Here is a 12357-nt window from a genome sequence, read left to right as displayed (position 1 = left end):
ACGCTTTTCACTTCAATTTCTCGTTGTTCTTGTGTCGATCCATATCACGGATATTCTTCTTCTCTAAATTCTTTTTAAAGCTTCAGTCAAGTCTACTCCAGTCTGATTAGCCAGGCACATCAATACCCAAAGTATGTCTGCCATTTCATCTCCCAGGTCTTTTCCTTTATCTGATTCCTTGAAGGATTGTTCTCCATAGGTTCTGGCCATTATCCGAGCCAACTCCCCCACTTCCTCCATTAAAATGGTCATATTGGTCAATTCATTGAAGTACCGGACCCCTACCGTTTTGATCCAATGATCCACCTGTTCTTGAGCCTCCGAGAGCGTAATTTCTTTTTTCATTTGATTTTTCAATGGTTCCTGAAATAGTATCTTAAAAGTACCAAGCTTGTGAACAGTAGAAAACAAATCTGCTTTTTTATCTTGCTTTATCTTTCTTAATAATTATCCCCACTCCTATGTCTACCATGACAAGTGATTTATTAACTTTTACACTTTCTGTTTTCACAGGATTTTTTGCGATTATGAACCCAATTGCAAATGTCCCGATTTTCTCTTCCTTAGTTGAGGATGCAGACAAAGAGACTAAACGAAAGATCAGTAAGAAAGCTACTACTGTTGCCTTCCTGATAGTATTTATTTTCGTTTTGTTAGGGAAGTTCATTTTTGAGTTGTTTGGCATAACCATACCTGCCTTTAAGATTACAGGTGGGTTATTGATATTTTTTGTGGGCTTTGAGATGCTTCAGTCAAAAAATCTACCGTGAAGCATCTCAAAGAAACTGCTTTTGATGAGAATATTGCAATTTCTCCCTTGGCCATCCCCATCCTTGCAGGTCCTGGCACCATTGTAACTGCTATGAACTTCGTTTCTTCCGGCAATTTCATACATATAGGGATTGTAATTGCAGTTTTTGCCATGATGTGTATTTTGACCCATTGGGCCTTTCGATTAGGAGATAAACTGGTGCTTCGCGTGGGTAAGAATGTCATCACGGTCATCGGGAAAATCATGGGTTTAATCATTGCCATTATCGGAACCAGCATGATAATAGAAGGGATTAAAGTGGCATTCGACATCCAAGTATCAGGAATAAACTAATTTCAAAATCCAATGAAAGCACTGCTGTATGAATTGTTTCGGTCCACTCCAAAAATCACCAAGGTGAAAGACCCTACTCCCAGTTCAGACGGAGTAGTGATTGAAGTAAAGGCGACTGGACTTTGTCGATCTGATTGGCATGGGTGGATGGGGCATGATGAGGATATTAAACTACCCCATGTTCCGGGACATGAATTTTCAGGCATTATTTCAGCCATAGGTAAGGATGTAAAACACTGGAATATTGGTGACCGCGTCTCCGTTCCTTTTGTTTGCGCCTGTGGAACCTGCCCTGAATGTGCTTCAGGAAACCATCAAGTCTGCGATGCACAATTTCAACCTGGATTTACCCATTGGGGTTCCTTTGCTGAATATGTTGCCATCGATAGAGCAGATGTTAATTTGGTTGCTTTACCTGAACAGATTAGCTTCGAAACCGCAGCAAGCCTAGGCTGTAGATTTGCCACCTCCTTTAGGGCAGTAGTAGCACAGGCTAAAGTGACCGGCGGTCAATGGGTAGCCGTGCATGGATGCGGAGGTGTTGGACTTTCTGCAATTATGATTGCCAATGCCCTAGGAGCCAATGTAATCGCCATTGATATTGATGAGGAGAAATTGAAAATGGCAAAATCAATCGGTGTAGTTTACACCATCAATAGTCTGAGGGACCTGAACCCGGTGGAACAAATCATAGAGATCACAAAAGGAGGGGTACATGCGTCAATAGATGCATTGGGAAGCCCAACCACTTCTTTTAATTCCATTGCTAACCTGCGAAAAAGAGGAAAGCATATCCAAGTCGGCCTCATGCTGGGAGATGATAAACATGCTGCAGTCCCCATGAACCAAATACTTTCCAAGGAGCTGGAAATTTATGGGAGCCATGGCATGCAAGCTTATAAGTATCCGGAAATGTTGGAGATGATCTTGCAAAACAAAATGAACCCTGAATTATTGATCGGAAAGCATATCCGACTGGACCAAGCCATTGAGGAATTGACTGAAATGAATAAATTTAAAGGAACAGGCATGACCATCATCAATTCCTTTTAACTACCTCTCCTATGAATCCAAAGCCAAGTTCCATTGAAGAATACATTTCTTGGTTTCCCCAGAAATACAGGAGAAACTTCTCATCATTCGGGAAACCCTAAAAAAGCGGTCCCGGAGGCGACGGAGGTCATCAGCTACCACTTGCCCGCCATCAAAACAACCGAGGTATTGGTCTATTATGCAGCGATGAAAAATCATTTGGGGTATTATCCTACCAATCAACCCATAGAAGAATTCAAAAAGGAACTAGAAGGATTTCATACTTCAAAAGGAGCTATCCAAATTCCCTATTCTGCAGATTTGCCCCTAAAGCTGATTGCTGATATTGCCATCTTCAGGAAGGAAATGGCGAAGGAAAATGCTGAATTAAAAAAATGAAGAAAAAGCCCGGTAAAGGGTTACCCTAATACTTTTTGGACGGCACTCAACAGGGAATCTACCTCTGATTTCTGGTTATAAATATGTGTGGATATACGGATTGCATTGATTCCTCCCTCTGGTACGATCCTAATTCGAAATCCTTCTTGACTAATTTCACGATAGGCTACCTCGTAATCCTTGTTTTTGGGTTTGAAGGAAACCATACAAATCCTGGATTCAGGCTCTTTTGGAGTAATAATTTCTACCTGATTATTCATGTCTGACAAGCCATCATAAAGCTGCTGGTTCAGATCCCGGATCCTGGATTCTATTTTTCCCTACCGATTTCCTGATGAAAATTGATGGCGGCTAATACTCCTTTGATCATTGGTAAACTTTGGCTCCCATAATCATATCGATGAGCCGTGTTCACATATTCATTCAGCTCTAAGGGCACTTGATGCAGATCATATCCAGTTTCAGAATATGCCCCTACCTGAAATGCCTGCAATTGATCTAATAATTCTTCTCGAACATATAAAAATCCTGTCCCATTTGGCCCCAATACCCATTTATGATAACTGCTGGCATAAAAATCAACACCCAGCTCTTTTAAATTCAAGTCAAAGGTTCCCGCTCCATGGGCTCCATCAATTGCCGTGTAGATGCCTTTGCCTCTGGCAAAATCTGCGATCTCTTGAATAGGCATGACCAATCCAGTCGTACAGGTAACATGGGGAATGGCAATTACTTTTGTTTTGGGAGTAACCAGACTTTTAATCAAATCAAGATTTTCCTCCCGGGTTTTCCCTGGCTCAAAAGGTTTCAGTACAATCCCATGTAATTTTGCCCTATTCAACCAAGGAATGGCATTTCCTGCGTGTTCATGGTAGGTAATCAGCACTTCATCTCCCGCCTTTAACGGCAAACCCCAAACCATGATATTAATCCCTTCGGTCGTATTATGAGTCAATGAAATTTCCGATTCTTTGATTCCAACAAAATCTGCCAACTGGGCCCGTAAAGGAGAAATATGCCCATATTCCCCAGAAGTATTCGTTTGTTCAAATGAGTCTTGCAATGCGTCTAAAACAGCCTTAGGAGAAGGTCCAAATGTTCCATTATTCATATAAATGCGACTTTTAGTCAATGGAAATTGTACCCTCACTTGTTCCCAAAACTCTTCTCCTTGAAGAGCTGGGTTTAATCCATTTGCCTGAACCTCGCGAAAACCTACGAGTCCAGGAGCAATCACTCCGAGACCTAGTTGTTGCAAAAAGGATCTTCTACTCTTCATATTAGTTGGTTTTGAAATTCAAAAATAACATTTGATAGGGTTGATCAAATACTAATGAGCTTTAAATATAGAATAAAAATAATCTTTGATCTCCCCTCCTATTCATCAGATAGTAAAGAAACACACAAAATATCGACTTTCCTCCTTGGTAAGAACAATCCTGGAACCACTTCAAATTATCAGGGATTTATCCTTTCAAAACATCGAAAATAATTGCATTTTAAATCTTTATTCAATCCTATAACCCAAGATGCCACAATTCATTTTTATTCTTTTTTTTACTTTTTCTCAACTCTCAAGGTAGCGGAAGCACCTGAAATCTTAACCTCTGATCTTTATGCTAAGGAAAAAGAAAGAGTGGTTCGACTGGCAGAAAAATATGCCACATACAACCCCATTACGGTAACTGCTGAACAAAGCCCTAGAAGTGCAGGGGAATTCATGATTTTTATTCGGAAGGCGATTATTGGTGGCCGGACCCTTCCAACCCATCCGGGCCTTATATTCAACGCGACGGACTCACCAATCCAGATAATTTCACTGCCCACCGAGAAGCGATGATCCGGTTCAGTCAGATCTCCGGTGCATTGGCCTCTGCCTATTTGGTCACAAACGAAGCAAAATATGTACAAGCTTTAGCTCCTCACCTGAAAGCTTGGTTGATCGATGCAGAAACCAAAATGAACCCGAGCCTACTTTATGCCCAGGCGATCAAAGGGAAGGTGACAGGAAGAGGTATTGGCATCATTGACACCATTCATTTGATGGAAGTGGCAAAAGCAATCGAAGCTGTTGAAAATTCGGGAGTGATTCCAAAATCAGAGATTCAGCAAATGAAAGAATGGTTTGGGGCCTACCTTGAATGGATGACTACCCACCCCTATGGAATCGATGAACGAGATCATGGAAATAACCACAGTGTTTGTTGGGCCATGCAGGCAGCAGTCTTTGCCAAACTGGTAGGAAACCAGGAAGTCCTGGATTTCTGTAAGGAGATGTATAAAAAGGTACTGCTTCCAGATCAAATGGCCCCTGATGGAAGCTTTCCTTTAGAACTCAAGCGTACCAAACCTTATGGTTATTCCCTATTCACTTTGGATGCTATGGCTACGCTTTGCCAGGTATATGCAGAGGAGCAGGAGCCTCTAATCCAATATCAAACCGCTGATGGAAAGTCTTTGGAACAAGGAATCACATTTTTATTTCCCTATATAAAGGATAAAAACTCTTGGCCATTTCCACAAGATGTCATGTTTTGGGAGGAATGGCCCGTTCGGCATCCCTTTCTGTTGTTTGGCGGTATGGCTTTTGAAAAAGAGAACTATTTACAACTATGGAATCAACTGGAGGCGGACTTTGATACCCCGGAAGTGGTCCGAAATATGCCTGTGAGATTTCCTTTGTTATGGGTTTCTAAAAATAAATTGAACTGGAAGCACCCACTTCCCAATTCTAATGAACAACTTCAACAATTCATTTCCGAAGGATTTGTTAGCTACAAGGATTTTGGGGCGATCGGAGATGGGGAAACGGACGATATGGATGCGATCATCGCCACTCATGAGTTTGCCAATGAGCATGGCTTGAAGATAAAAGCAAATGACAATTCAACCTATTATGTGGGAGGAGCAGATAAAACCGCAATCATCCAAACAGATACTGACTTTGGTTCAGCCAGCTTTATCATTGATGATCGATCGGTCCAAAATCGTACCGCTCCGATTTTTCTGGTCAGTTCTAAGTTACAATCCTATCCATTGGACGGAATTTCCAACCTCAAAAGAAACCAAGAGAAATTGGAGGTCAAATTCCCTGCACCAAGCCTAATCACTGTTACCAACTCCAATAAAAAACAATACATCCGCTTTGGATTAAACCAGAACAATGGTGCTTCACAGACAGATATTTTTTAGTAGACACAGAAGGGAATGTGGATATGAATGCCCCCATTATCTGGGATTTTGAGGAAATTACTGATATCATGGTGTTGCCGATAGATGAAAATGTTCTCAGTATCAAAGGCGGTAAGTTCACTACCATCGCAAATCAGGAAGAATCCAAGTACAATTATTATAGCCGAAATATCTCCATCAAACGATCCAATGTGGTGGTCGATGGATTAGAGCACCGAGTGATTGGCGAAGGCGACCATGGTGCTCCTTATGGGGGATTCCTAAACATCAGTAACTGCGTGAATGTGACAGTCCAAAACACCATATTAACCGGTCATAAAACCTATCAAACCATTGGCAATGCCGGTAAACCCGTTTCCATGGGAAGTTATGATATTTCCGTCAGCCGAGCATTGAATGTTTCCTTTATTAACTGTAGTCAAACCAATGACATTGACGATCCCACTTATTGGGGAATCATGGGGTCTAATTATTGTAAAAATCTGTTGTATGACCATTGTACCCTCTCCCGATTTGATGCGCACATGGGGGTAGCTAATGCTACGATCCGTAATTCGACGATGGGACATATGGGAATCAATGCGATTGGAAGTGGGACCCTGCTTGTTGAAAACACCACTATTAGAGGAAGAAGTGTGATCAATTTGCGTTCTGATTATGGCAGCACTTGGCAAGGAGCATTCATCATTCGTGACTGTACCTTTATTCCAAATGGAGGTAAACCATACAGTGCCTCTCTGATTAATGGGTATAATTCTGGCCAGCATGACTTCGGTTATACCTGCTACATGCCTGAAAAAATCACATTTGAAAACCTGAAAATCGAAGACTCCAATCATCCAGAGGGTTATCAAGGTCCTGCCATTTTCCACAATTTTAATCCTGAAAATAGTGATGCTTCCTATCAGGAAAAGTTTCCCTATGTAATCACAAAAGAGGTCGTTTTAGATAATGTGACTACTTCAAGTGGGAAGGGATTGAGAGTAAGTGAAAATAAGGTAATGTTTAAGGGGGTATTAATTGAACGGAAGTGACATCTATTGATGCCTTAGCCCTAAAAACTATTCCAAAATCACCTACACTTAGTGTTAGAAACAAATTTGATTCTACATAAATATTCCCGATCAATTCGGACTTATAATGAAAAGTAAGGATTCAAAGAAAAACACTAAACTAACCTAAGGAATGTTGAAAGATTACCAGTAAGATTTATCACAACAGATTGTAATAAAAAAACATAAATATCTATAAATCAATAAGTTACATACAATTTAAGTGAGATCCCTCCATTTTCCTACGAAGAACTTTCTAGTTAAACAATAGGATCATATTTGTTGCATTTTAACAAATTTAATACTTAATTGGACGATGTCCTGTAATATCTAAGACACCTTTCTTTTTGTCTTAAATTTATTTTTAAAGGAAATAACACAAATATTAAATACTTAATTGTTTAGCTAATAATATAAGGACAGAGTAAAACTATTTAGGATAGATTGTTTTGTTATGTAAATCCTAATATCAAATAGCAATTAGATTTATGGATATAAATTACTCTTTAAAGAAAACTCCGATAGCAGTAATTGGTCTTTCTGCCATGTTTGCCGATGCTAAGAATATTGAAGAGTATTGGACCAATATTATCCAGTCAAAGGATAGTATTCAAGATGTTCCATCTAGTCGGTGGCTAATTGATGATTATTACGACGAAGATGTAAATGCACCTGATAAAACTTATTGCAAACGTGGAGGTTTTCTACCCGAAATAGATTTTAATCCAATGGAGTTTGGTTTGCCTCCTAATATATTGGAGGTAACCGATGTATCTCAATTATTAGGATTAGTAGCAGCTAGGGATGCTTTTGAGGATGCCGGCTATGGGAGAAGTAGCACAAAATTCACTAAAGAGCTTAAAGAGAAAACCGGTGTACTTTTAGGAGTTGGAGGCGGACAAAAACTAATTACCCCATTAGTTGCTCGATTGCAATACCCTATCTGGGAACGGGCTTTAAGGGCAAGTGGTATCGCCGAGAAGGATATCCCAATGATTGTGGCCAAGATGAAAAGTGCCTATGTGGGCTGGAATGAGAATGCCTTTCCAGGGCTTTTAGGGAATGTGATTTCTGGACGTATATCAAACCGTTTTGATTTGGGTGGGATTAATAGTGTGGTAGATGCTGCATGCGCAGCTTCTTTGAGTGCTATCAAGATGTCATTGAGTGAATTGGTAGAAGGGAGATGTGATATGATGCTGACTGGAGGTGTAGATACCGATAATTCTCCTTTCATGTATATGTCTTTTAGTAAAACTCCAGCATTTTCGAAATCAGGAAAGATTTCTCCTTTTAGCGAAAAAGCCGATGGGATGTTGATTGGAGAGGGTATTGGCATGTTGGTTTTGAAAAGGTTGGCAGATGCCGAAAAAGATGGTGATCAGATTTATTCAGTTATCAAAGGAGTTGGTGCTGCAAGTGATGGTCGTTTCAAATCAGTTTATGCGCCACGCCCTTCAGGGCAGGCTCTTGCGATGAGCCGGGCCTATGAAGATGCCGGTTACCCAGCAAATACTGTCGGGTTACTTGAAGCTCATGGAACAGGAACCAACGCAGGTGATGCAGCAGAGTTAACTTCTACTCAAGATGTATTTGGGTCTAACCATCCACCTGAGCCAACCATAGCTATTGGTTCAGTCAAGTCACAAATTGGACATACCAAAGCTGCTGCAGGTGCTGCAGGTATTATTAAAATGACTATGGCCTTATACCATAATGTCTTGCCTCCCAGTATTAATGTGGACTCGCCCAATAAAAATTTGAAAAGAAAGGGTTCTGCTATTTACCTTAACTCAGAAGCAAGACCATGGTTCAAAAATGGAAATCCACGTCGGGCAGGAGTAAGTGCTTTTGGTTTTGGTGGCATCAATTTGCATATAACCATGGAAGAGTATCAAGGTACTAGAAGCAAAAAATATCGTTTACATGAACCGAATAAAATTATCCTTTTCCAATCTTCTAATCCATCAGAATTACATAAGGTCGTAAATGAAAAATTGGCGCTACTAGTTGGTTCTGAAAGTGAAAAAGAATTTATTGAGCTTGCCAATCAATCTAAAAAGACGACCATTATCCCGCAGCATGCCCGCTTAGGTTTTGTGGCAAGGTCTAGTCAAGAATGTATTGAGATTTTGAAAGCCTCAATAAGCAGAGGGTTTGATTCCACAGCTTGGAATCACCCCAAAGGAGTTTTTTACCGTACCCAAGGCATAAATGTGGAAGAGACCAAAGTAGCTGCATTGTTTGCCGGACAAGGTTCGCAGTATGTGGGAATGGGTCGAGAACTGGCCAACACGTTTCCTTCAGTAGCCAGAACCTTTCAGAAAGCTGATCAATTATTTGAATCTTCTAATTCAAATCTATTGAGTAAAAAGATATTTCCAATTCCTGTTTTCACCGAAGAGGAAAGGGTGCAACAGCAAAAGGAACTAACCAAGACCCAGTTTGCTCAACCTGCTATTGGAGCATTGAGTATCGGACAATTTAAAATATTGAAAGAAGCAGGCTTCTCTCCAAATTTTACAGCTGGACACAGTTTTGGTGAATTAACAGCACTTTGGGCTGCCGGCGTTTTTGATGAAACAACTTTTTTAAAATTAGCGAAAACCCGTGGCGAGGCCATGGCCATTAATAATGTAGAGGAGGATTCGGGAACTATGTTGGCAGTAAAAGCTGATGTACAGCAAGTGACCGAAGCGATAAAGAACATTGAAGGTGTTAAGATCGCTAACATCAATTCTGATGACCAAGTGGTTTTAGGAGGGGGAACCCCCTCAATTAAAATAGCTGAGGAGCAATTGAAATCCAAAGGACTTTCTGTTATGCTATTACCAGTATCGGCAGCATTTCATACGGACTTTGTTAAACATGCACAGCTACCTTTTTCAAAATTTGTAGATCAGCAAAATTTTAATCCATCTAAAATCCCAGTTTATTCCAATACTACAGGTAGACCATACCCAGTAGAATTGAGTGAAATCAAGTCGATTTTAAAAAACCAAATAATCAATCCAGTTTTATTCAAAGATCAAATTGAGAACCTGTATCAGGCAGGGGTAAGAGTTTTTATCGAATTTGGTCCAAAAGGAATATTGACGAATTTGGTAACTAATATATTAAAGGGAAAAGAACATGTTGCAATTTCAATTAACGCCAACGATAAAAAAGACAGTGATCTTCTTTTTCGTCAAGCAATAGTTCAAATGCAGGTGCTAGGAATAGCCCTTTCTGATATTGATCCTTATAAAAAAAATATTCCCCAACCACCTGAAAAGTCAAAATTGACAGTGGCTTTAAGTGGCAATAATTTTATCTCTCCCAGTACGAAAAAGGCCTATTTCGACATGATGAACAATGATTTTCAGATATCTAAAAACGAAATCATAAAGGTGGAAAAGACTATGGAAAAAGATGAGTCGAAAATTATTAAAAATGAAAATACAGGTAATAGTCCTATTCAAAACCGTACTCAAGTTAATACGGGAAATGAAATTAATATCACCAATAAAGAGGTCTTTCAATTATTAAAATCCACCATCGATTCATTAAGTGTTAATCAGGCAAAATCAATGGAATTAATTGAGGGATACCTAAATGATCAAAGACATCAATCTCAAGCGCTGTTGAGTCTTTTTTCCCAATATCTTAATCTTTCGAATAGAAATGAACCAATGATTCAAGATCAGGTTCTTTCAAAAGAATTTGCAAAAGCTACTCCGCTGAACTCAGATAAAATCAATCATAAAAATGATATCAGTATTTCTGAAAATTTAAATAACGTAAAAAACTTTGCTGAAAATGGGGTGATTGAAGAGGGGGTAAAAAGTATAAAAAGACCAATCCTCTCTCCGAATGGTTCTACCAACAAAACATCAAAACACCTAGCTCAGGTAAACCCAACTTACTTCTCTACTAAATTATTGAATGTAGTGAGTGAAAAGACCGGCTATCCTATTGAAATGCTCGAACTTAATATGGACATGGAAGCTGACTTGGGAATTGACTCTATCAAACGAGTGGAAATATTTGGTGTGCTGACCAAGCAAAATCCTGAGATTTCGGGGATAAATCCCAAAGAATTGACCGAATTGAGAACTCTGGCTCAAATCGTTGATTTTGTTTCTTCTCATTTTAAAGGGAATCCAGAAACTAATCAGCCTGTTTCCGAAAAAAGTATATCCTCTCCCCCAACTACAGATAACACCCGTTCTTCAAATGAAGAGGTGGCCCCAAGCATTGGTAACGAAGTAGACCCCGGCCATTTTCAAAATACTTTGCTTCAAGTTGTAAGCGAGAAAACAGGCTACCCTGTAGAAATGCTCGAACTTAATATGGACATGGAAGCTGACCTGGGAATTGACTCTATCAAACGAGTGGAAATATTTGGTGTGCTGACCAAGCAAAATCCTGAGATTTCGGGGATAAATCCCAAAGAATTGACCGAATTGAGAACTCTGGCTCAAATCGTTGATTTTGTTTCTTCTCATTTTAAAGGGAATCCGAAACTAATCAGCCTGTTTCCGAAAAAAGTATATCCTCTCCCCCAACTACAGATAACACCCGTTCTTCAAATGAAGAGGTGGCCCCAAGCATTGGTAACGAAGTAGACCCCAGCCATTTTCAAAATACTTTGCTTCAAGTTGTAAGCGAGAAAACAGGCTACCCTGTAGAAATGCTCGAACTTAATATGGACATGGAAGCTGACCTGGGAATTGATTCTATCAAACGAGTGGAAATATTTGGTGTGCTGACCAAGCAAAATCCTGAGATTTCGGGGATTAATCCCAAAGAATTGACCGAATTGAGAACTCTAGCTCAAATCGTTGATTTTGTTTCTTCTCATTTTAAAGGGAATCCAAGAACAAATCAGCCTGTTTCCGAAAAAAGTGTATCCTCTCCCCCAACTACAGAAAACACCCGTTCTTCAAATGAAGAGGTGGCCCCAAGTATTGGTAACGAAGTAGACCCCGGCCATTTTCAAAATACTTTGCTTCAAGTTGTAAGCGAGAAAACAGGCTACCCAGCAGAAATGCTCGAACTTAATATGGACATGGAAGCTGACCTGGGAATTGATTCTATCAAACGAGTGGAAATATTTGGTGTGCTGACCAAGCAAAATCCTGAGATTTCGGGGATTAATCCCAAAGAATTGACCGAATTGAGAACATTAGAAGAAATTATTTCCTATGTGAGTTCAAACCAAAAAAAAAAGTTCCGGGATAATCAATTCTAAGGATAGATCCCAAAAGGCAGACCATCCCAAGAGGCAAACTTTTCAAACTTCAGGTTTTCATGATGTGAGGCGTTTTGAAGTAGGATTAAAATTTTTACCTCAGCCAGATTTATTAGAGTCCTCCATACCTCAATCACACGTGATATTACTAACCAATGATGGTTCAGAGTTGACACCACGGGTAATTGCTAAATTGGAAAAAAAAGAAGCCGAGTGGTAGTTCTTAACCTAAAAGGGATAAAGCATCCATTAACAGAGAACGCAATTTCTTTAGAGGATAGCAGTGACCTGGAAATTGGAAATGCCATTCGGAAAGTCCAGGAAAAATACGGTAAGATCGGAAG

10 protein-coding genes and 1 pseudogene are annotated in these 12357 nt (G+C 39.8%); 8 read left to right on the top strand and 3 right to left on the bottom strand.

All coding sequences use genetic code 11. The features are described 5' to 3' along the window. Positions 1-7: 7 nt before the first annotated feature. Positions 8-333, bottom strand: a pseudogene (locus V8V91_RS24620) (nucleotide pyrophosphohydrolase). A gap of 137 nt (positions 334-470) precedes the next feature. Here V8V91_RS24620 and V8V91_RS24615 point away from each other — a divergent pair. The 4 genes from V8V91_RS24615 to V8V91_RS24600 are packed head-to-tail and all read left to right on the top strand — an operon-like array spanning position 471 to position 2536. Then, entirely contained in the window at positions 471-770 is a 300-nt protein-coding gene (locus V8V91_RS24615) for a MarC family protein (RefSeq protein ID WP_373397701.1), read from the top strand. Continuing rightward, entirely contained in the window at positions 767-1105 is a 339-nt protein-coding gene (locus tag V8V91_RS24610) for a MarC family protein (RefSeq protein WP_373397699.1), read from the top strand. Before V8V91_RS24615 ends, V8V91_RS24610 begins: the two co-directional genes overlap by 4 nt. A 12-nt stretch (positions 1106-1117) precedes the next feature. Further along, positions 1118-2158 (top strand): zinc-dependent alcohol dehydrogenase family protein, encoded by a 1041-nt coding sequence (locus V8V91_RS24605; RefSeq protein WP_373397698.1) that lies wholly within the window; start codon positions 1118-1120, stop codon positions 2156-2158. Between the two features lie 33 nt (positions 2159-2191). Continuing rightward, positions 2192-2536 carry an iron chaperone gene (locus tag V8V91_RS24600; RefSeq protein ID WP_373397696.1) on the top strand — a complete coding sequence of 115 codons (345 nt, stop codon included), beginning with the start codon at positions 2192-2194 and terminating at the stop codon, positions 2534-2536. Between the two features lie 20 nt (positions 2537-2556). Here V8V91_RS24600 and V8V91_RS24595 read toward each other — a convergent pair whose 3' ends face one another. Next, positions 2557-2796 (bottom strand): hypothetical protein, encoded by a 240-nt coding sequence (locus V8V91_RS24595; RefSeq protein ID WP_373397694.1) that lies wholly within the window; start codon positions 2794-2796, stop codon positions 2557-2559. A gap of 50 nt (positions 2797-2846) precedes the next feature. Continuing rightward, a complete protein-coding gene (locus V8V91_RS24590) occupies positions 2847-3815 on the bottom strand; it encodes an aminotransferase class V-fold PLP-dependent enzyme (RefSeq protein ID WP_373397693.1) in 969 nt (322 codons plus the stop codon). 437 nt (positions 3816-4252) lie between these two features. Between V8V91_RS24590 and V8V91_RS24585 the strand changes: the two genes are divergently transcribed. The 4 genes from V8V91_RS24585 to V8V91_RS24570 all read left to right on the top strand — a co-directional run bounded on the left by V8V91_RS24585 (position 4253) and on the right by V8V91_RS24570 (position 12013). After that, positions 4253-5728 carry an alginate lyase family protein gene (locus V8V91_RS24585; protein ID WP_373400808.1) on the top strand — a complete coding sequence of 492 codons (1476 nt, stop codon included), beginning with the start codon at positions 4253-4255 and terminating at the stop codon, positions 5726-5728. Positions 5729-5751: 23 nt separating this feature from the next. After that, on the top strand, positions 5752-6762 hold the full coding sequence (locus V8V91_RS24580) for a hypothetical protein (protein ID WP_373397692.1): 1011 nt from the start codon (positions 5752-5754) through the stop codon (positions 6760-6762). 506 nt (positions 6763-7268) lie between these two features. Further along, positions 7269-11387, top strand: coding sequence for a beta-ketoacyl synthase N-terminal-like domain-containing protein (locus V8V91_RS24575; RefSeq protein WP_373397691.1), 4119 nt, complete (start codon positions 7269-7271; stop codon positions 11385-11387). Next, a complete protein-coding gene (locus tag V8V91_RS24570; RefSeq protein WP_373397690.1) occupies positions 11360-12013 on the top strand; it encodes a phosphopantetheine-binding protein in 654 nt (217 codons plus the stop codon). The genes V8V91_RS24575 and V8V91_RS24570 overlap by 28 nt, the downstream gene beginning before the upstream one ends. Positions 12014-12357 lie beyond the last annotated feature (344 nt).

The organism is Algoriphagus halophilus, from assembly GCF_041729275.1.
Lineage (GTDB): Bacteria > Bacteroidota > Bacteroidia > Cytophagales > Cyclobacteriaceae > Algoriphagus > Algoriphagus halophilus_A.
Note: the sequence above shows the minus strand (reverse complement) of the source record. Positions and strands in the feature narration are given on the sequence as shown.

What these genes read in the sequence shown, in the direction of transcription:
- V8V91_RS24615 (WP_373397701.1), top strand. Translation starts at nt 471, where the DNA reads ATGACAAGTGATTTATTAACTTTTACACTTTCTGTTTTCACAGGATTT.
- V8V91_RS24605 (WP_373397698.1), top strand. Translation starts at nt 1,118, where the DNA reads ATGAAAGCACTGCTGTATGAATTGTTTCGGTCCACTCCAAAAATCACC.
- V8V91_RS24595 (WP_373397694.1), bottom strand. Translation starts at nt 2,796, where the DNA reads ATGAATAATCAGGTAGAAATTATTACTCCAAAAGAGCCTGAATCCAGG.
- V8V91_RS24590 (WP_373397693.1), bottom strand. Translation starts at nt 3,815, where the DNA reads ATGAAGAGTAGAAGATCCTTTTTGCAACAACTAGGTCTCGGAGTGATT.
- V8V91_RS24580 (WP_373397692.1), top strand. Translation starts at nt 5,752, where the DNA reads ATGAATGCCCCCATTATCTGGGATTTTGAGGAAATTACTGATATCATG.
- V8V91_RS24575 (WP_373397691.1), top strand. Translation starts at nt 7,269, where the DNA reads ATGGATATAAATTACTCTTTAAAGAAAACTCCGATAGCAGTAATTGGT.